Here is a 19,579-nt window from a genome sequence, read left to right as displayed (position 1 = left end):
ATCTACGCCCTGCCGATCCAGATGCTGGCTTATTTCACCGCCGTCTTCATGGGCACCGACGTCGACCAGCCGCGCAATCTCGCGAAATCGGTGACGGTGGAATAACGTTACACCCCCGCTTGGGCGATCATGTATCAATCTTTGATACATGATCTTGCGGCTGCCTGCGTATCAGTGTATGATACAATCTTGAGGAAAGCTGTTGATCGTTTCGTTCAAAGGCAAGACGGTCGAGGAGGTAGCGGCTGGCAGGGCACCTAAGGGATTTCCGCCGGATCTGGTCGCCCGTGCCGAAAGGCGGCTCCGGGCTATTGATAATGCAGTCCAACTGAATGACCTTCGGTCGCCACCCGGAAATCACCTGGAAGCTTTGAAGCGGGATCGTGCCGGGCAGCATTCGATACGCATCAACGATCAGTGGCGCATCTGCTTCAGATGGACTGCCGCCGGTGCCGAAGATGTGGAGATTGTGGACTACCATTGAGCGGGCACTCGCCCTAACCCTTTGAGGATACTGAGCTATGCTCAAGTTCGCACGCCCTATCCATCCCGGAGAGTTCCTGCGTGAAGAGTATCTCGTGCCGCTCGGCATGAGCGCCGGTGCGCTTGCGAGGAAGCTCAATCTTCCGCGTACCCGTATCGAGCGTATCGTCAAGGAGGAGGTTGGCCTCACTCCCGATACAGCTCTTCGCCTCGGCAGGTTTTTCAACACCACGCCTGAGTTCTGGATGAACTTCCAGAAGGCCTACGAACTTGAGATCGAGGCAAAAAAGATCGCAGCGGAACTCGAAAAGATCGTGCCCCTGGAGGCAGCAGCGTAGCTGGCATTCTTTAAAAACTTCGCAGTTCCAAACCGGCCCGCGGTTCATTAGTCTTGGCGACGCAACCTGCGCCGCGGTGAACCCATGTCCGACGCCCTGAAGACCTCTGGCATGACCCGGCTGAGGAATTATTTCCTGACCGGTTTCATCGTCTGCGCGCCGCTGGCGATCACGGCCTATATCGCATGGTCGCTCATCGGCTGGGTCGATTCCTGGGTGAAGCCTTATATCCCCGCCCGCTACAATCCCGACAGCTACCTGCCGTTCCCGGTTCCGGGCTTCGGGCTGATCGTGGCGCTGGTGCTGATCACGCTGATCGGCTTCCTGACGGCGAACATCGTCGGCCGCGCCATCGTCAATTTCGGCGAGCGGCTGCTGGGCCGCATGCCGCTGGTGCGCGGCATCTATGGCTCGCTGAAGCAGATTTTCGAGACGGTGCTGTCGAACAAGGGCGACATGTTCCGCCAGGTCGGGCTGGTCGAATATCCGCGCAAAGGCGTCTGGTCGCTGGTCTTCGTCGCCAGCGAAAAGGAAACCGAGATCAACCAGAAGCTCGACCGGGAAGGCGATCCGCTGATCGCGGTCTTCATGCCCTGCACGCCGAACCCGACCACCGGCTTCCTGATGTATGTGCATAAATCCGAGATCGTGCCGCTCGACATGTCGATCGAGGACGGCGCCAAGCTGATCGTTTCGGCAGGCATGGTGGCGCCGGAGGTCAAAGCCAAGCTGGTGACGCTGAATGGCGAGCCCATCGAAGGCGGTCTCGCCAACCCGCCGGTCGGCGCTCAGCCGGCACGCAGCAGTCGCACCGCCTCATCACGGCCGAACAGATAAAGCAAAAGCCGCAGCGCCTCGCCCCGTTCGGATTGCAATTCCGGGTCGCGCGACAGGATCAGGCGTGCGTCGTCGCGCGCGGCTTCGAGCAGATCGGCATGGAACTCGAGGCGCGCCACCTGGAAGCCTGGTGTGCCGGACTGACGGGTGCCCAGCAACTCACCTTCGCCGCGCAGTTTCAGGTCCTCTTCGGCGATCTTGAAGCCGTCCTCGGTCTCGCGCATCACCGAGAGCCGGCGTTTGGCCGTCTCGCCCAGCGGCTCCTTGTAGAGCAGGACGCAGGAGGAGGGCTTGTCGCCGCGCCCGACCCGGCCGCGCAGCTGGTGCAACTGGGCAAGGCCGAAGCGTTCGGCATGCTCGATGACCATGATGGTGGCGTCCGGAACGTCGACGCCGACCTCGATAACCGTGGTGGCAATCAATATGCGTGTCTCGCCCTCCTTGAAAGCGCGCATCGCTTCGTCCTTCTCAGCGCCTTTCATACGGCCGTGCACCAGGCCGATCCGGTCGCCGAACAGCGGTTTCAGCGAGGCGAAGCGATCCTCCGCCGACATCAGCTTTATTTCCTCGGATTCCTCGACCAGCGGGCAAATCCAGTAGATTTTTTGCCCCTCGGCGACGGCATCAAGCATGCGTCCGACCAACTCATCCAACCGCTCCATCGGCAAGGTGACGGTGCGGATCGGCTGCCGGCCGGCCGGCTTTTCGGTGAGCTTCGAGACGTCCATGTCGCCAAAGGCAGTCAGCACCAGCGTGCGCGGGATAGGGGTCGCCGTCATCACCAGCATGTCCGGCGCGTCGCCCTTGGCGGTGATGGCGAGGCGCTGGTGGACGCCGAAGCGGTGCTGCTCGTCGACGACGGCCAGCACCAGGTCGTGAAACGTCACCGTTTCCTGGAAGAGCGCATGCGTGCCGACGACGATGTCGATCGCGCCGCAGGCAAGACCTGCAAGCGTCTCCGTGCGTTCGCGGCCCTTCTCACGCCCGGTCAGGATGGCAAGGCGCAGGCCGACCTTTTCCGCCAGCGGCGCGATCGTCGCCAGATGCTGGCGCGCCAGGATTTCGGTCGGCGCCATCAGGGCAGCCTGACCGCCCGCCTCGACAGCGCGCGCCATGGCGAGCAGCGCCACCACCGTCTTGCCGGAGCCGACATCGCCTTGCAGCAGGCGCAGCATGCGTTCGGGGTCGGCGAGATCGGCGTTGATCTCGCCAAGCGCGAATTCCTGGCTGGGCGTGAGCTTGTAGGGCAGGGCGGCGCGCAATTTCTCGACGATGCGGCCGTCGCCGGTGAGCGGCCGGCCCGACAGGCGGCGAATTCTCGCCCGCACCAGCGCCAGCGACACCTGCCCGGCGAGCAATTCGTCGTAAGCAAGACGGCGCCAGGCCGATCCTTCGACCGCGACATCGATCGGGTCCTTCGGATTGTGGATGCGGGTGAGCGCGTCGCCGAAGGATGGGAAGGTGTGGCGGCGCATGAATGCGCCGTCCTGCCATTCGGGCAATTCAGGCAGGCGGCCGAGCGCCTGGCCGATGGCCCGACGCAGCACCTTGGCCGACAGGCCGGCGGTGAGCGGATAGACCGGTTCGACCAGCGGCAGGCTCTCGGCCTCGTCGATCGGCGCGATATGGTCGGGATGGACCATGGTCGGGCGGCCGTTGAACCATTCCATGCGACCGGAGATCACCACACGCTCGCCCTCGGGAAGCATTTTTTGCAGGTAGGCGGCATGGGCATGGAAGAAGGTCAGCGCCACCTCGCCGGTGTCGTCATGGGCATAGACCCGGTAGGGCACCGACCTGTTGCCGCGCGGCGGCGGCTGGTGGCGGTCGACCCGGACCTCGAGCGTGACGATTTGGCCTTCGGCCGACAGCGCGATGCCGGGACGATTGCGGCGGTCGATCACCGTGTTGGGCAGCACGAACAGAAGGTCGGCCGCGCGCGCGGCGCGATCGCCAAGGTCGGCCGGCATGACACGCTCGATCAGCAGGCCCACCTTCGGGCCGACGCCGGCAAGCGAGGTGATCGGAACGAACAGGGGATCGAGGATGGTGGGACGCATCATGTCAACTTATGTCGCGACAGACGCAGCGCAAAGGCTGACACCGCCCTCTATCCACGCTATATGCGCCGCTTTGGACAGGGATGCGGCGACATGACCGGAACACAGCGATCAAGCGAGGGGCTGGACGCCCGCCGCCGCAAGCTCCTGTTCCGCTCCTGGCACCGCGGCATGCGCGAGATGGACCTGATCCTGGGCTCCTTCGCCGACGCCGAGATCGGCGCCTTGACCGGCGATGAAATCGACCAATATGAGAGACTCCTCGACATTCCCGACACCGAATTTTTCCCGATGGTCACCGGCGAGCGCCCGGTTACGCCCGATATCGATTGCGCGGTGCTGCAAAGGATCCTGACGTCGCGCCGGACCATGACATTTTGAAAAACGCATGAGCCTCATCCCATCCATCGGCCTGCCCAAGGGCCGTGCTGGCCAGTTCATCGTCGACGGCGTCGCCGACGGCTACGAAGCGTTTGCCCTGGTGCAGACGGCGCAGGAGATCGCGCCTGACAAGCCGGTGCTGTTCGTCGCGCGCGACGGCCAGCGGCTCCCTGCAATCATCGAAGCGCTCGCCTTCGCCGCGCCCGGCCTGCCGGTGCTGGAGCTGCCGGCCTGGGACTGCCTGCCCTACGACCGTGTTTCGCCCGGCGCCGATGCCGCGGCGCGGCGGCTCGACGCGCTTTCGGCCATGATCGCGCTGGCGAAGAAGCCGCATCGCGCCGTGATCCTCACGACGGCCAATGCGCTGCTGCAGCGCATTCCGCCGGCCGAATTGATCGAAGCGCAGACGTTTCATGCCAGACCCGGCAACCAGATCGATATGAATGCGCTGATCGCGCGGCTGGAGATCTCAGGCTTCGAGCGTGTGCCGACGGTGCGCGATGTCGGCGAATTCGCCGTGCGCGGCGGCATCCTCGACCTCTTCGCGCCCGGCTGGAGCGAGGCGCTCCGGCTCGACTTCTTCGGCGACACGCTGGAATCGATCCGCGTCTTCGACGCAGCAACCCAGCGCACCACTGGACAGCGCAAGTCGATGTCGCTGCAGGCGATGAGCGAGGTGGCGCTGACGCCAGAGACGATCAGCCGCTTCCGCCGCTCCTATATCGAGGCTTTCGGCGCGCCCTCGCGCGACGACGCGCTCTACGCGGCGGTCAGCGAAGGCCGCCGTTTTGCCGGCATGGAGCACTGGCTGCCCTTCTTCTACGAGCGGCTGGAGACGGTGTTCGACTATCTGCCGGACGCGCCTGTGGTCTTCGACCATCTGGCGCATGAGGCGCTGGCCGAGCGGCACACGCTGATCCTCGACCACTACGAGGCACGCCGGAAGCAGGCCGACAGCGCGCTGAAGGACGCCGTGCCTTACAAGCCGGTGGCGCCGGATCTGCTTTATCTGTCGCCGGAAAACCTCAAAGCGTCGCTTGGGCCGCGTGAAGACATCGACTTCACCGTGTTCGACGCGCCGGATGTCGGAGGCAAGAAGGTCTTTCACGCCGGCTCGCGGCCGGGCCGCAGCTTTGCGGAAGAGCGCGCCGACCCCAACATCAACGTCTTCGATGTCGTGGTGAAGCATATCGCCGATGAGCGCGCCGCGCGCCGCCGGGTCATCGTCGCCGGCTGGACGGAGGGTTCGCTCGACCGCCTCAGCCAGATTCTCGCCGAACATCATCTCGGCAACCTGAAGACCGTTGCGACGCTTGCCGAGGCCGAAAAGCTCGAGCCGGGGCAGGCAGGCCTTGCGGTGCTGCCGCTCGAATCAGGCTTCGAGACCGACGGTCTGGTCGTCGTCGCCGAGCAGGATATCCTCGGCGACAGGCTGATCCGGCGCTCCAAGCGCAAGAAGAAGGCTTCCGATTTCATCGCCGAGGCCTCGTCGCTGTCTTCCGGCGACATCGTCGTCCATGCCGATCACGGTATCGGCCGCTTCATCGGCCTGCGCACCATCGAGGCAGTCGGCGCGCCGCATGATTGCCTCGAGATCCACTATGCGGGCGACGACCGGCTGTTCCTGCCGGTGGAAAACATCGAGCTGCTTTCGCGCTACGGCTCGGATTCGGCCGAAGCAACGCTCGACAAGCTGGGTGGCGGCGCTTGGCAGGCGCGCAAGGCGCGGCTCAAGCGGCGTCTGCTGGACATGGCCGGGCAATTGATCCGCATCGCCGCCGAGCGGCAGATGCGCTCCGCGCCTGCCATGATCCCGGCCGAAGGGCTCTATGGCGAGTTCGCCGCACGTTTCCCCTATGAGGAAACCGACGACCAGCAGACGGCGATCGATTCCGTGATGGACGATCTCGGCGCCGGCAAGCCGATGGACCGGCTGGTCTGCGGCGATGTCGGCTTCGGCAAGACCGAAGTGGCGCTGCGCGCCGCCTTCATCGCGGCGATGGAGGGTTTCCAGGTCGCGGTCGTCGTGCCGACGACGCTTCTTTCGCGCCAGCATTTCAAGACCTTCTCGCAGCGCTTCTCAGGCCTGCCGATCCGTATCGCGCAGGCCTCGCGCCTTGTCGGCTCCAAGGAACTGGCCGAAACCAAGAAAGGCATCGCCGATGGCACGGTCGATATCGTCGTCGGCACGCATGCGCTGCTCGGCAGCTCGATCTCGTTCAAGAATCTCGGGCTTTTGATCATCGACGAGGAGCAGCATTTCGGCGTCAAGCACAAGGAGCGGCTGAAGGAGCTCAAGAATGACGTGCATGTGCTCACGCTTTCGGCGACGCCGATCCCGCGCACGCTGCAGCTGGCGCTGACCGGCGTACGCGAACTGTCGCTGATCGCCACGCCGCCGGTCGACCGCATGGCGGTGCGCACCTTCATCTCGCCCTTCGATCCGCTGGTTATCCGCGAGACGCTGCTGCGCGAGCGCTATCGCGGCGGCCATTCCTTTTATGTCGTGCCGCGCATCAGCGACCTGGCTGAAATCCATGATTTCCTGAAGGAATCCGTGCCGGAGCTGAAGGTCGCGGTCGCTCACGGCCAGATGCCGCCGGGCGAGCTCGACGACATCATGAACGCCTTCTACGACGGCCAGTACGACGTGCTCCTGTCGACCACCATCGTCGAATCCGGCCTCGACATCCCGACCGCCAACACGCTGATCGTCCATCGCGCCGACATGTTCGGCCTGGCGCAGCTCTACCAGTTGCGCGGCCGCGTCGGCCGCTCGAAGGTGCGCGCTTATGCGCTGTTCACGCTGCCGGCCAACCGCAAGCTGACCGACACGGCCGAGCGCCGGCTGAAGGTGCTGCAGTCGCTCGACACGCTCGGCGCCGGCTTCCAGCTTGCCAGCCACGACCTCGACATACGCGGCGCGGGCAATCTGCTCGGCGAAGAGCAGTCCGGCCATATCAAGGAGGTCGGTTTCGAGCTCTACCAGCAGATGCTGGAGGAGGCGGTGGCGGAGGTGAAGGATACCGGCGAAGTCCAAGACGGCGGCTGGTCGCCGCAGATCGCGGTCGGTACAGCCGTGATGATCCCGGAAAGCTATGTGCCGGACCTACAGCTCAGGATGGCGCTCTACCGCCGCCTCGGCGACCTGGAAACCACCGAGGAGATCGACAGCTTCGGCGCCGAATTGATCGACCGCTTCGGGCCGCTGCCGGAAGAGGTGACGCATCTGTTGAAGATCGTCTTCATCAAGGCGCTCTGCCGCAAGGCCAATGTCGAGAAGCTCGATGCCGGCCCGAAGGGCGTCGTGATCCATTTCCGCAAGCGCGAGTTCCCCAATCCGGTCGGGCTGGTCAAATTCATCGGCGAGCAGGGCTCGCAGGCCAAGATCAGGGCCGACCATAGCGTGGTCTTCATCCGCGATTGGCCGAATGCGGAGAAGCGGCTTGCCGGTTCGGCTGTTGTCATGACCCAATTGGCAAGATTGGTCGACAAAGCTGCCTAACGACGTTCATAGTGGGAAGCCGAGCAGCTCGAAGCATTCGCCACCACTGAAAAACCCGGCTAGAATAGGTAATCGGCTTCGTGTAAGGAGCCGCGACCTCGTATCGAGGCTGGAATGGCGGGCAAGCGCGCTCGCAGGTTTGTTTGATGCAATTCCGACGGAAATTTCACTTTTCCCGGGGTTGCTCCGAAAGGGCGTTTAGGTGCAGCGATGACGAAATGGTCGCCGAATTCGTGGAGAGCAAAGCCGATCAAGCAGGTGCCGGCCTATCCGGACCTCGCGGCCTTGCAGACCACGGAGGCGCGGCTCGCGACCTATCCGCCGCTGGTCTTTGCGGGCGAGGCGCGCAAGCTGAAGAAGCAACTGGCGGCGGTCGCGGCCGGCGAAGCTTTCCTGCTCCAGGGCGGCGACTGCGCCGAGAGCTTCGCCGAGCACGGCGCCGACAACATCCGCGACTTCTTCCGTGTCTTCCTGCAGATGTCGGTGGTGCTCACCTTCGCTGGCGCGCAGCCGGTGGTGAAGGTCGGCCGCGTCGCCGGCCAGTTCGCCAAGCCGCGCTCGTCCGACAACGAGACCAAGGCCGGCGTGTCGCTGCCGAGCTATCGTGGCGACATCATCAACGGTATCGAGTTCGACGCCAAGTCGCGCATTCCCGATCCGGCGCGGCAGGAGATGGCTTACCGCCAATCCGCGGCGACGCTCAACCTTCTGCGCGCCTTTGCGCAGGGCGGCTATGCCAGCCTGGAGAATGTGCATCGCTGGATGATGGGTTTCGTCGCCGACAGCCCGCAAGGCGAGAAATACGAGTTGCTCGCCAACCGCATCACTGAGACGATGGATTTCATGCGCGCGGTCGGCATCACCTCGGAAACCAACTTCGCGCTGCGCGAGACGGATTTCTACACCAGCCACGAGGCGCTGCTGCTCGGCTATGAGGAGGCGCTGACGCGCGTCGATTCGACCTCCGGCGACTGGTACGCGACCTCGGGCCACATGATCTGGATCGGCGACCGTACCCGCCAGCCGGACCATGCGCATGTCGAATATTGCCGCGGCATCAAGAATCCGCTCGGCTTGAAGTGCGGGCCGTCGCTGACGCCGGATGGCTTGCTGGAACTCATCGACCTGCTCAATCCCGAGAACGAGCCGGGCCGGCTGACGCTGATCGCGCGCTTCGGCTCCGACAAGGTCGCCGAGCACCTGCCGAAGCTGGTGCGGGCAGTGAAGAAGGAAGGCCGCAACGTGGTGTGGTCATCCGACCCGATGCACGGCAACACCATCGAGGCGGCCGGCTACAAGACGCGGCCGTTCGACCGCATCCTGAAGGAAGTGCAGACCTTCTTCGAGGTGCACCGCGCCGAGGGCACGCATCCGGGCGGCATCCATGTCGAGATGACCGGCAAGAACGTCACCGAATGCACGGGCGGCGCCCGTGCCATCACGGCGGAGGACCTGCAGGACCGCTACCACACCCATTGCGATCCGCGCCTCAACGCCGACCAGGCGATCGAGCTTGCCTTCCTGGTGTCGGACCTGCTCAAGAAGAGCCACCCGGTCCAGCACAAGCAGGCCGCCAACGCCTGAGAAGGCTTTGCGAGGCTTGATCATCGGAGGCGCTGGCACCAATGCCGGCGCCTTTTTCAATTTGGCCAGACGAGCGCAGTTCGATTGCCGTCATTCCGGATCTGGCGGTCCGGGCGGATCGCCCGGGAAACTGGTTCTGCCGGGCGGAATGACGGCAAAGCTGATCTCCAGGGGCGGTGCCTTGAGCGACCAGTCGAATGGCACCGTCTTGACCGGCAAGCCGGCAATCCAGGCCTGCTGCAGCGGCGTGAGCTTCCAGCCGTGCGGCCATACAAGCAGCATGCCCTGATCCCGCAGGCGCTGGTCCGTGATCCAGGGGGCAAGGCGCCGGTCGAGAGTCGTGAAGATGGAGGGTTGATCCGTTGCTTCCAGCCCGGCAAGCTGGGCCACGCTGTCCTCGCCGCCGACAATGCCGAGCGGTCCGGGCACCGTCTCATGCCAGATCGCCTCGGCCGTCTGCGAGATCGATCGCGCCGGCCAGCACATCGGCTGCAGGCGGCCGAGGACATTGCAGCCTGTCCAGCGGCTCACCGCATAGGCGCTCGATACGCCGACCACGCAAAGCAGCGCCAGCACCGTCAACCGGCGTAATTCCACAGGCCCCAGCCGTTGGCCCAGCAGCGCGATCGCCAAGGCCCCGACGAGATTATACATCGTCGCTCCCCAGGACTCGCCGGTGCCGGTAAAGATCGAGGCGACCATGACCAGGAGCGCCGGCCCCAGGCCTATCCATGCAAGGTAGACAATCGCCCGCCGCTCGGGAGCGGGGTGTGCGGGCGAGAGGTCTTGTGCGGGGCTGGGCTGCCGTCGCAACAGGCCAGACAGAGCGAGCACGACGGGAAGAGCGGTGAGCCCGGCAAGCTGAACGCCGATGTAGTAAAGTCGGGCACGGTTGGCGAGCACCCAAGCGTTGCGATGCGCGGCATAGGTCAGCGGCAGGAAGTCGAGGCGGACAAGCTGAATCGCCAGGGGTGTTGCGACGCCAAGAAAAACCGCGAGGCCGAGCCATGGCCATGGGGTGGCAAGCCGGCTTCGGGCACGAGCGTCGTACAGGATCCAGATGCCGCCGAAGGTGAGCAGCAAAGCCGTCGAGAGTTTGGCATAAAGCCCCAGGCCGGAAACGAGGCCGAGGGCAAGCCACCAGCCCGGCCGTCCGTCGCGCACCGAACGCCACAGCAGCCATGATATGCCCGCCCAGAAAGGCATCTGCGCGTAGTCATGATTGAATTGCGGGGTCGGCCAGCCGAAGAAGTAGATCGAGGGCATCAACAGCACGGCGGCGAGGGCGCGGGTCGAGCCCATGATGTCGCGGGCAAGCAGATAGACCAGGACGAAAGTCGTCGAGACCATCAATTGCGACAGCATGTATTGCGGCCAGCGGAATGAGCCGGTCAGGAGATGGCTGATCTCGAGCAGCCAGCACGGGAGCTGCGGGTGCTTGTAGGTCAACAGCACCCATTCGCGGCCCCACATGAACCCTTCGACGACGTCGCGGGGCGGCCCGACATTGACGATCGCCGGCATGACGGTCCAGCACAGAAGCTGAGCCAGGCACAGAAGCGCGAGGAAATACGCGGGCTGGCGCAGAAGGTCGTCCCAACGCGGTGCAGGGGAGACACCTGCGGTGGACGTCAGGTCGCCCACCGGCCAAAGATTCATGGAATCGCTCGTCCCTGACATACGTGACTTGGCTACCGCACCGGCTGAATTGCGTGCGCTTAAATCACATCTGATGGATTTTCCAATAGTCCCGACGGCAAACCTTACGAAAATGTATGCTTTCGCGACCATTGCAAAACCAAGATTGCGGCGAAGGTGTCGATGCTGAAATTAAGTAGTCCGGCAAGATCTCATTCGGGGCGGCAATGGAAGACGAAACACAAGAGCATCTGGAACATGCAGAGCATGCCGAACATGCCGCTCATGAGGGGAATCCCTTTCTGACTATTGTCTCGGTGACAATAGCCGTGTTGGCGGTCCTGGCTGCCACGGTGGGCAGCTTCGAGTCGCTCGAGACCGCCGAGGCGATCAATGACAAAAGCGAGGCCTCCTATCTGCAGAATAAGGCGAGCGACCAGTGGGGCTTCTTCCAGGCCAAGAGCATAAAGAAGAACAGCTATGAGATCGCGGCTGCCATGGGCGGGCCTGCCGTCGACCAATTTCAGGCCAACGCCAAACGCAATGAAGCCGATGGCGAGGAAATACAGGCCAAGGCGACCGAATTCGAAAAGCAGGTCGATGAAAAGCTGCGCGACAGCGAAATTCGCGAGCACCGGCATCACGTGCTGACACTCGGCGTCACGCTGCTGCACATCTCCATCGCTGTTGCGACGCTGTCGATCATCACCCGCGGCAAACGCTGGCCGTGGATGGCTTCGTTGGTCCTGGGCGCCTTGGGCATGATCGCGGCAGGTTACGCTTATGTCTGACCGGCCAAGGTCACACTCGTCCGCACCATCCCGCAATGCAGGTCCACCATGCGTCACGAACATGCCATCATCCATCACCGTGGGCTCGACTTCTGGTCGGCGCGCGCGGCGGTTCTCGTCATCATCTGCCTGCAGCTTCTGGTCATCAACAACCTGTCCTTCGGTCCGCGCTGGCTGGCCCCGACCGTCGAGGCGGCGCTGCTGGTGCCCCTGTCGATCGCGACCGCCTGGACGCAGATGCAGACGCGCAACGCGGTCGATCACGAGCATTGGTACGCGATCGGCCGATTGCGACTCTATATCCGCCGCACGGCATTGGTGATGACCGGCGTGATCAGCATCATGAATTGCGGATCGCTGGTCCTCCTGGTGCGGGCGCTGCTGGAAGGGCATGCCGGCGCCGGCACGACGCTGCTCGTCGACGCACTCAACATCTGGGTCACCAATGTGATCGTCTTTGCGCTGTGGTTCTGGAGCACCGACCGCGGCGGTCCGCCGACCTGCGGCCTGGTCAAGCGCGCGCATGCTGACTTTCTGTTTCCGCAAATGACGTTGCCCGACCGTGAGATCCAGGGCTGGCTGCCAGGCTTCGTCGACTACGTCTTCCTGGCCTTCACCAATGCCACCGCGTTCTCGCCAACCGACACCTTGCCGCTTACGCAGCGCGCAAAGCTCCTGATGATGGCCGAAGCGATGATCTCGCTGCTGACGATCGCGCTGGTGGCGGCGCGGGCGGTCAACATTTTGGCGTAGCCGTCTGCCGGCTCGCGCTGGATCTCGATAGAGTTTTCCGAGTTCAGTGGCCGCGCTGCCAGCGCATGCCGGCCAGTCGTGGATCGGAAAAGGCGGCGCGTGAGAATTCCAGCCTCTTCTCCGGGAATTCGCTGATCGCCTGCAGGCCGAAGGAGCCGATCCGGATGCGCCAGGTCTGCGGCTCCAGCGGCCTTGCCTTGGCAAAGCCGTTGCAGGTCAGCAGCGCGATGTTGGCGCCCTTCGAATCGCGCACCGAGCGATAGCGGATCGCCTGCATCTCGGCTTCGCGCGCGACATCGGCGATCGCCTGGCAGGCGGTGTAATCGGTGGGCTGGGTCCAGGCTTTCTCGTCGCGATCGAGCGGCGGCCGTGTCAGGTCGATCGCGCGGTCGCATTTTATCGCGGCGGCGAAGGCCGTGTATTCCGCGGCGTCGTTCGGCCATGGCGTCGCCGGCGACTCCGCGAAGAACAGCAAGCGGTAGAAGGCCATTTCCGCCACCGCCGTCAGCACCGTCTCGGCGGCATAGTAAACCCCTTTGGTCTTGCCGGTGCGGCGGAAGCGCGAGCCGTATGGATAGACCGAGCCATAGCGAAAAGGCGTCGCCAAAAGGTAGTGGAGGTGGCGGCATTCCAGCGGGATATGCGGCTTGGTGTCCTCAATGAGGTCCTCCAGCAGCGACTGCTCGTCGAGCGTGTCGACGAGCTTGAGGGTCGACACGCGGTGCTGCGCCTCGACCATGCGCCAGTACTTGCCCTCGAGCCTGACGGCCTCAGACGAGAGCGCGCCGGGAGTCCAGGTAAGCAATGACATCGACAAGTCCGGCAATCGTCAGGATCTTTTCGAGGGGCGTGCCGTCGAGCGTGGTGTTGGGGTTCTTCAGCCAGGCCCGGGCAACAGTCTCGTCGCCGCCGACGATGGCGTCGAGCGAGCGGAACAGGCGGACGAACAGCACCGCCAACTCGAACGCCTTGGTGCCGCGTTCAAGCAGGAATTCCTGCCGGCGCATGCGCGAGATCGTTGCTTCCGACACACCGATGACCAAAGCGAGCGTCCTGGCGGTGATGTCGAGCATGTCGGCCGCGCGTAGCGTGGCCTTGGTGATGACCGCGTTTTCGGCCGCCGCCGCGGCCGCGACTGGACGTTGCATGAGCGCACCCTTTCATTTCTGTGGAAAATATAGTCCACAAAAATTCACCTGGAAAGGGTAGTCGCCGGATTTCGACGAATTGTCAGTCTTTCTTGTAAAGCAGCCAGCCTTTGCCGGCCCGGCCGGCCGTGGCCCAGTGCCTTGTCACACGGTTGCGGCCGCCGACCTTGGAGCGATAAAGCGCGCGGTCCGCCTTGGTGTAGAGATCTTCGGGATTTTCCGCCTCCGAGGCCATGCAGATGCCCAGCGATATGGTGACGGTGCCGTAGTTCATGCCGGTCTGGCTGCTGGTGAACGGCGTATGCTCGATCAACACACGGATACGCTCGGCGATCTCGTATGTGGCTTCCTCGCTGGCGCCCTCGACGATAAGCGCGAATTCCTCGCCACCGGTGCGTGCGACAAACATATCGGAACGGACGCTGGACTGTAAGATCTCGGCGATGATCTGCAGGATCCTGTCGCCGACCGGATGGCCGTAGCGATCGTTTATGTCCTTGAAATGATCGATATCGGCAAGGACCAAGGCGTTGAACAGGATGCCGCGATTGCTGTTGTAGATCCGGGTGATCTCCTTGTCGAAGGCGCGTCGGTTCCACAGCTGCGTGAGCGGGTCGGTGTCGGCAAGCCGCTTGTATTCCTCGAGCTTCGACTTGACGCTTTCAAGCTCGGCCGTCTTTTCGCTTAGCGTGCTGGCGACCTGGCGGCCATGGTCGATCGTCGAGCTGGTGGCTGCAGACATCGCGCCCGCGATCTTCTGGAGGATTTCCTGCGAGAGCAGGCTGCGGTTGCTCAGGCCAATCGAGGTCTCATCGAGAATACGGCCATATTTTTCGACATGCGAGCGCTCGCTGCGCAACAGCGCGGCGATTTCCTCAAGCTCGCTGGCGACCATTTCGCGGGCGTGCTCGACGATGGCCGGACCGTGATGCTGGGGGAAGAAGGTGCGCCCGATGCCGTCGAGGTCCTCCTGGGTCGGGCGGTTGCTCAACGAGACGACGGCAAGACTGAGCTCATGGTTGCTGCCGCTCAGCGCCTCATAGAAGATTTCGTAATTGCGCGGCAGGCCGAGCACGCCGAGCTGACGCATTGTCGCCACGACGGTGCTGGCGATGTCGGTATTCCTGTCAGTCGGAATGGCTGCCGGTTGCATATCGTCTTCGCTGCCCCTTCAGTGCGACCGGAGACCTGCCACCGCGGGTGTCTCGCAAGCGGGGATTTGAATCGGAATTGCGAATGCGCGTCCCCTCACGACCTCCGCTTGTGGGAATCATAGATGCAGTTGCGCTAAAGTTTCCTTAATGGCCTGCTTTTCCTCGATGTCTCTGCTACCGCAGGATGCAAAGCCGTGCAGGCGCAGCTTTTGAAACGCGCCGCTTCGGTGTCGCATTTGCCTATGCCCAGCCATTTCAAACCTGAAATTCTGTCCGGCAACTGGATCGGCAGATGGTCGAAGGAGGCCCGAATGGACGGTAATCACAGCGGATCGTGCCTATGCGGAGCGGTGCGTTTCAGGACGAGAGGTCCGTTGCGCGGGGTCATCTACTGTCACTGCTCGCAATGTCGTCGGCAAACCGGCCATTTCGTCGCGGCAACCGCCTCCAGGGATGCCGATATCGTCATAGAGGGCGCCGACTCGCTCAACTGGTACGGCGCGTCCGACGTGGCGAAACGCGGCTTCTGCCGCACCTGCGGTTCGCTGCTGTTTTGGAAGCACAATGACCTGGACACGATCTCTATCATGGCCGGATCTTTCGAGCGGCCGAGCGGTCTCTCCGCGGAAAGCCACATCTTCGTTGGCGACAAGGGCGACTATTATTCGATCGATGACGGGTTGCCGCAGTTCGAGAAGTCGACGCCATCGATAAAGGTGGCGGACGGATGATTTTTGGCGCGGCTGCCTTATTCCCTTGATCCGGCCGTTGCGATATCCCCTGACGGTTACTCGAAACGGGGCTAGGCATGCAGCGGCTGATCGACGCTTTCATCAATTCGGTACGGGCCTTCCGCAAGCTTGCCGCGCACGAAAAGGCATTCCAGCAGGAGCTGATGCTGCTTGCGCTCGCCCTGCCGGCCGGCTGGTTCATCTCGGTCTCCTGGCGCGGCTACGCCCTGCTGATCTGCGCCGTGCTGCTCCTGATCATGGTCGAAGTGCTCAACACCGGTATCGAGGCGGCTTGCGACGCGATCTCGCGCGAATTCCACATCGACATCCAGCTCGCCAAGGATTGCGGTTCGCTGGCCGTGCTGATTTCGATCGTGATCGCCGGCGGCGTCTGGGGCATCGCCTTGATCGAGCGCCTTACCGGCGCGCCGATCTGATCCTCGCGATTGATCACGATCCCGCCTGGTCTTCCCGGGCGCGTTCACGCTTTGCGAAGTGACGGCCTACCAACCATGCGGCGACGGCGATAACGATGCCGACGCCAAGGGCGATGAGCAGGCGCTCATGGCGTGCAAACGCCTGGCCCACCATTTGCTCCGCGCCAAGGCCGAAGACATAGCCGATGCCGCTGAACAGGGCCGCCCAGACCGCGGACGAGATGGCATTCAGGATGACGAAACGCGGCACGGACACGGTCGACAGGCCAGCGGCGATGCCGCCGACTAGGCGCATGCCATAGATGTAGCGGTTGGTCAGCACGAAGATGTTGGGATGGGTGTTCAGCAGGCGGTAGGCGCGGCTGAAGCCCGGACGCCTGCGCAACCTTCTCACATAGCGATGTTCGGCGAAGCTGCGCCCCATCGTGAAGAAGAAGGTGTCGCCGGCGAAGGCGCCGACAAAGGCGGCGAGGAAAGTCTGCCACAGCACGAAAACGTGCTGATGGGCGAAGAAGCCGCCGAGGATCGCGGCGCTTTCGCCTTCGGCGACGCAGCCCAGGAAGACCGCGATCAGCCCGTACTGCTCGATGAGATGGTGGATGGTCCCGCTCATTCCGTTGCGGGCCGCGCCGACAATTTTTCGTCGATGCGCCTGATCTGCTCGGCCATGCGCAGGATCTCGTTGCGCATGCCGATGATCTCGCTGTGGCGCAGCTCGTCGAGCTTCTCATGCAGCGCCATGATCTCGATCTCGGCCTTCAGATTGACCTCGTAGTCATGCGCCGCGTTGATGCGGTCGCGCTCAGTCTGGCGGTTCTGCGACATCATGATCACCGGCGCCTGGATCGCCGCCAGCATCGACAGCACGAGGTTGAGGAAGATGAAGGGGTAGGGGTCGAAGGAGTCGCGCGTGAGCAGCCAGGCATTGCCGACAGTCCAAACGGCAAGAAAGGCCAGGAAGCCGAGGATGAAGGACCATGAGCCGCCGATCCTGGCGATGGTATCGGCGATCCTGTCGCCATAGGTCTCGTGAAAGGCCACTGCCTTGTTGGTGTCGCGCGTGATGGTGGTGCGCTCGAGCGTCGATTGCAGCACGCGGCTCTCGAGCGGACCGAAGCCATCCGGCTTTCGCTTGAGCAAACGGTTCGCCATGTCCTCGACGATCTTGTTCATTGGTCCTCTCCTTCGCCCGGCATCGATAGACGTAGAGGCTGCCGGGCCGGACGTGAAGTGCTAGATTGCGGCCAACAGGCGAGGACAAAGATGCTCGATTTCCAGAAAATCCATGCACGGGCGGCAAAGCGAAAGGGCGGGGAGGCGGTGCTCGCTCCGCTGCTTGGCCCCAAGCCCAACAATGCGGCGGTGGCGAAAGTCCCCGATGATCGCATTCTCTCGACCATGGCCGAGCGCATCTTCGCCGCAGGTTTCGTGTGGCACGTCATTGAGCAGAAATGGCGGGGTTTCGAGGAGGCATTCCTCGGCTTCGAGCCGAAGCGGCTTCTGTTCCAGCCCGACGATTTCTGGCACGAGCTGGCATCCGACAGCCGCATCGTGCGCAACCCGCAGAAGATCAAGTCGGTGCGCGACAACGCCGCCTTCGTCGATCGCGTCTCGAAGGAGCATGGCAGCTTCGGCAAATTCATCGCCGCCTGGCCGGCGGACGATCAGGTCGGCCTGACCGCCTATCTCGCCAAGCACGGCAGCCGGCTGGGCGGCAATACCGGCCAGTATTTCCTGCGCTGGCTGGAATGGGACACGTTCGTCGTCTCGTCGGACATGGCGGCGGCGCTGCGCGACGCCGGTCTCGACATCGCCGAGAACCCGACCTCGAAGCGAGACCTCGACAAGATCCAGGCGCAGATCAACCAGTGGTCGGCCGAGACCGGCCTGCCGCGCCGCCACATCTCCCGCATCCTTGCGATGTCGATCGGCGAGAACCGCTCGGCAGAGGCGCTGCGCGAGTATATGGGCGACTAGGCCCGAGCGCATTCGTGCACACCTTGAATTGGCACAAGCAATCGCCATTGCGGGGCGATTTCAGCCACGCTAAATCCGTTCCATGACCAAGACCGCTCCCGATATCCTGCGCATCGCCGTTGCCCAACTCAACCCGACCGTCGGCGACGTCGCCGGCAATCTGGCAAAAGCGCGCGAGGCGAGGGCGGACGCGGCGCGCCAGGGCGCCGATCTGGTACTGTATACCGAGCTCTTCCTCGCCGGCTATCCGCCGGAAGACCTGGTGCTGAAACCTTCCTTCCGGAAGGCATGCGAGAAGGCCGCGCAGGATTTCGCCAAGGATACGGCCGATGGCGGGCCCGGCGTCATCATCGGCACGCCGCTGAAGCGCAAAAGCGGCACGCACAACTCCATCGTCTTCGCCGACGGCGGCAAGATCATCGCCGAACGCTATAAGCTCGATTTGCCCAACTATGGCGAGTTCGACGAGAAGCGCGTCTTCCAGGCCGGGCCGGAACTGCAGGGTCCGGTGAATTTCCGTGGCGTGCGCATCGGCATTCCGATCTGCGAGGATATCTGGGGCGATATTGCCGTCTGCGAGACACTGGCCGAAAGCGGCGCCGAGATCCTTTTGGTGCCGAACGGCTCGCCCTATTACCGTGCCAAGATCGACGTTCGCCACCAGATCGTCATCCGGCAGGTCATCGAAACAGGCCTGCCGATGATCTATGCCAACCAGCTCGGCGGCCAGGACGAGTTGATCTTCGACGGCGCGTCGTTCGCCATCGGCGCCGACAAGACGCTTGCGTTCCAGATGAGCCAGTTCGAGGAGGCGGTCGCCGTCACCACCTGGAAAAGAAAGGGAGACGGCTGGGTCTGCTCGGAAGGCCCGATGTCGAAGATTCCCGAGCGGGAAGAGGCGGACTATCGAGCCTGCATGCTCGGCCTGCGGGACTACGTCAACAAGAACGGCTTCAAGAATGTCGTGCTCGGCCTCTCCGGCGGCATCGACTCCGCGATCTGCGCGGCTTTGGCCGTCGATGCGCTGGGCGAAGAGCGGCTGCGGACCGTCATGATGCCCTACCGCTACACGTCGAAGGATTCGCTGAAGGACGCCGAGGACTGCGCGCGCGCGCTTGGCTGCCGCTACGACATCGTGCCGATCTCCGAGCCGGTCGAAGGCTTCAGGCATGCGCTGACGCAGCTCTTCGAAGGCACCCAGGAAGGCATCACCGAGGAGAACCTGCAGAGCCGAGCGCGCGGCACGATCCTGATGGCGATCTCCAACAAGTTCGGCTCGATGGTGGTCACCACGGGCAACAAGAGCGAGATGTCGGTCGGCTATGCCACGCTTTACGGCGACATGAATGGCGGCTTCAATCCGATCAAGGATCTCTACAAGATGCAGGTCTATGCGCTGTCGCGCTGGCGCAATTCGCATGTGCCGCCGGGCGCGCTTGGGCCGTCGGGCGAGGTCATCCCGAAGAACATCATCGACAAGGCCCCGTCGGCGGAGCTGCGCGAAAACCAGACCGACCAGGATTCGCTGCCGCCCTATCCGGTGCTGGACGATATTTTGGAATGCCTCGTGGAGAACGAGATGAGCGTCGACGACATCGTCGCGCGCGGCCACGACCGGGCGACGGTGACGCGTGTCGAGCATCTGCTCTATATCGCCGAATACAAGCGCCGGCAGGCGGCGCCCGGCGTGAAGATTACCAAGAAGAATTTCGGCCGCGACCGCCGCTACCCGATCACCAACCGGTTCCGGGACCGCGGCTAG

19 protein-coding genes are annotated in these 19,579 nt (G+C 63.3%); 12 read left to right on the top strand and 7 right to left on the bottom strand.

Annotated elements, in window-relative coordinates:
- Window positions 1-202 precede the first annotated feature (202 nt).
- From FJW06_RS08845 to FJW06_RS08835, 3 genes are all read left to right on the top strand, one after another.
- Window positions 203-484 (top strand): type II toxin-antitoxin system RelE/ParE family toxin, encoded by a 282-nt coding sequence (locus FJW06_RS08845; protein ID WP_082037064.1) that lies wholly within the window; start codon window positions 203-205, stop codon window positions 482-484.
- Between the two features lie 37 nt (window positions 485-521).
- Window positions 522-821 (top strand): HigA family addiction module antitoxin, encoded by a 300-nt coding sequence (locus tag FJW06_RS08840; RefSeq protein ID WP_140750630.1) that lies wholly within the window; start codon window positions 522-524, stop codon window positions 819-821.
- Window positions 822-905: 84 nt separating this feature from the next.
- A complete protein-coding gene (locus tag FJW06_RS08835) occupies window positions 906-1,658 on the top strand; it encodes a DUF502 domain-containing protein (RefSeq protein WP_140750628.1) in 753 nt (250 codons plus the stop codon).
- Here the strand turns inward: FJW06_RS08835 and recG are convergent.
- Complete coding sequence (gene recG, locus FJW06_RS08830; protein ID WP_140750668.1) at window positions 1,610-3,718, bottom strand: ATP-dependent DNA helicase RecG; 2,109 nt, start codon at window positions 3,716-3,718, stop codon at window positions 1,610-1,612. The two genes, FJW06_RS08835 and recG, sit on opposite strands and share 49 nt — an antisense overlap.
- Before the next feature lie 93 nt (window positions 3,719-3,811).
- Here recG and FJW06_RS08825 point away from each other — a divergent pair, with 93 nt between their 5' ends.
- The 3 genes from FJW06_RS08825 (at window position 3,812) to FJW06_RS08815 (ending at window position 9,188) form a co-directional block, all read left to right on the top strand.
- The gene (locus FJW06_RS08825) at window positions 3,812-4,099 is read left to right on the top strand and encodes a succinate dehydrogenase assembly factor 2 (RefSeq protein WP_140750626.1); all 288 of its coding nucleotides are present in this window, start codon (window positions 3,812-3,814) and stop codon (window positions 4,097-4,099) included.
- A 7-nt stretch (window positions 4,100-4,106) separates the two neighbouring features.
- Window positions 4,107-7,604: a transcription-repair coupling factor gene (mfd, locus tag FJW06_RS08820; RefSeq protein ID WP_140750624.1), complete on the top strand. Its 3,498-nt coding sequence runs from the start codon at window positions 4,107-4,109 to the stop codon at window positions 7,602-7,604.
- A 210-nt stretch (window positions 7,605-7,814) separates the two neighbouring features.
- Entirely contained in the window at window positions 7,815-9,188 is a 1,374-nt protein-coding gene (locus tag FJW06_RS08815) for a 3-deoxy-7-phosphoheptulonate synthase class II (protein WP_140750622.1), read from the top strand.
- Window positions 9,189-9,278: 90 nt separating this feature from the next.
- Here FJW06_RS08815 and FJW06_RS08810 read toward each other — a convergent pair whose 3' ends face one another.
- Window positions 9,279-10,847 (bottom strand): glycosyltransferase family 39 protein, encoded by a 1,569-nt coding sequence (locus FJW06_RS08810; protein ID WP_140750620.1) that lies wholly within the window; start codon window positions 10,845-10,847, stop codon window positions 9,279-9,281.
- 206 nt (window positions 10,848-11,053) lie between these two features.
- Here FJW06_RS08810 and FJW06_RS08805 point away from each other — a divergent pair, with 206 nt between their 5' ends.
- Together FJW06_RS08805 and FJW06_RS08800 are read left to right on the top strand one after the other, a co-directional pair.
- Window positions 11,054-11,617 carry a DUF4337 domain-containing protein gene (locus tag FJW06_RS08805; protein ID WP_140750618.1) on the top strand — a complete coding sequence of 188 codons (564 nt, stop codon included), beginning with the start codon at window positions 11,054-11,056 and terminating at the stop codon, window positions 11,615-11,617.
- 48 nt (window positions 11,618-11,665) lie between these two features.
- Complete coding sequence (locus tag FJW06_RS08800; protein WP_140750616.1) at window positions 11,666-12,370, top strand: hypothetical protein; 705 nt, start codon at window positions 11,666-11,668, stop codon at window positions 12,368-12,370.
- 43 nt (window positions 12,371-12,413) lie between these two features.
- Here the strand turns inward: FJW06_RS08800 and FJW06_RS08795 are convergent, their stop codons facing one another.
- The 3 genes from FJW06_RS08795 to FJW06_RS08785 all read right to left on the bottom strand — a co-directional run bounded on the left by FJW06_RS08795 (window position 12,414) and on the right by FJW06_RS08785 (window position 14,671).
- A complete protein-coding gene (locus FJW06_RS08795) occupies window positions 12,414-13,181 on the bottom strand; it encodes an RES family NAD+ phosphorylase (protein WP_140750614.1) in 768 nt (255 codons plus the stop codon).
- Window positions 13,141-13,518 (bottom strand): antitoxin Xre/MbcA/ParS toxin-binding domain-containing protein, encoded by a 378-nt coding sequence (locus FJW06_RS08790; protein WP_140750612.1) that lies wholly within the window; start codon window positions 13,516-13,518, stop codon window positions 13,141-13,143. Before FJW06_RS08790 ends, FJW06_RS08795 begins: the two co-directional genes overlap by 41 nt.
- A gap of 82 nt (window positions 13,519-13,600) precedes the next feature.
- Window positions 13,601-14,671, bottom strand: coding sequence for a diguanylate cyclase (locus tag FJW06_RS08785; RefSeq protein WP_140750610.1), 1,071 nt, complete (start codon window positions 14,669-14,671; stop codon window positions 13,601-13,603).
- A gap of 312 nt (window positions 14,672-14,983) precedes the next feature.
- On the opposite strand from FJW06_RS08785, the gene FJW06_RS08780 reads away from it, so the two are divergent.
- Window positions 14,984-15,403: a GFA family protein gene (locus FJW06_RS08780; RefSeq protein WP_140750608.1), complete on the top strand. Its 420-nt coding sequence runs from the start codon at window positions 14,984-14,986 to the stop codon at window positions 15,401-15,403.
- 77 nt (window positions 15,404-15,480) lie between these two features.
- Window positions 15,481-15,840, top strand: coding sequence for a diacylglycerol kinase (locus tag FJW06_RS08775; protein WP_140750606.1), 360 nt, complete (start codon window positions 15,481-15,483; stop codon window positions 15,838-15,840).
- A 13-nt stretch (window positions 15,841-15,853) separates the two neighbouring features.
- On the opposite strand, the gene FJW06_RS08770 is transcribed toward FJW06_RS08775, so the two are convergent.
- Complete coding sequence (locus FJW06_RS08770; protein WP_140750604.1) at window positions 15,854-16,453, bottom strand: DedA family protein; 600 nt, start codon at window positions 16,451-16,453, stop codon at window positions 15,854-15,856.
- On the bottom strand, window positions 16,450-17,013 hold the full coding sequence (locus FJW06_RS08765; RefSeq protein ID WP_140750602.1) for a DUF1003 domain-containing protein: 564 nt from the start codon (window positions 17,011-17,013) through the stop codon (window positions 16,450-16,452). The genes FJW06_RS08770 and FJW06_RS08765 overlap by 4 nt, the downstream gene beginning before the upstream one ends.
- Before the next feature lie 90 nt (window positions 17,014-17,103).
- Between FJW06_RS08765 and FJW06_RS08760 the strand changes: the two genes are divergently transcribed.
- Together FJW06_RS08760 and FJW06_RS08755 are read left to right on the top strand one after the other, a co-directional pair.
- The gene (locus FJW06_RS08760; protein WP_140750601.1) at window positions 17,104-17,817 is read left to right on the top strand and encodes a DNA-3-methyladenine glycosylase I; all 714 of its coding nucleotides are present in this window, start codon (window positions 17,104-17,106) and stop codon (window positions 17,815-17,817) included.
- 82 nt (window positions 17,818-17,899) lie between these two features.
- On the top strand, window positions 17,900-19,579 hold the full coding sequence (locus FJW06_RS08755) for an NAD+ synthase (protein ID WP_140750600.1): 1,680 nt from the start codon (window positions 17,900-17,902) through the stop codon (window positions 19,577-19,579).

Source organism: Mesorhizobium sp. B4-1-3 (assembly GCF_006439355.1).
Classification (GTDB): Bacteria; Pseudomonadota; Alphaproteobacteria; order Rhizobiales; family Rhizobiaceae; genus Mesorhizobium.
The sequence above is the reverse complement of the archived record's forward strand: the minus strand, read 5'-3'. Positions and strand labels throughout refer to the sequence as shown.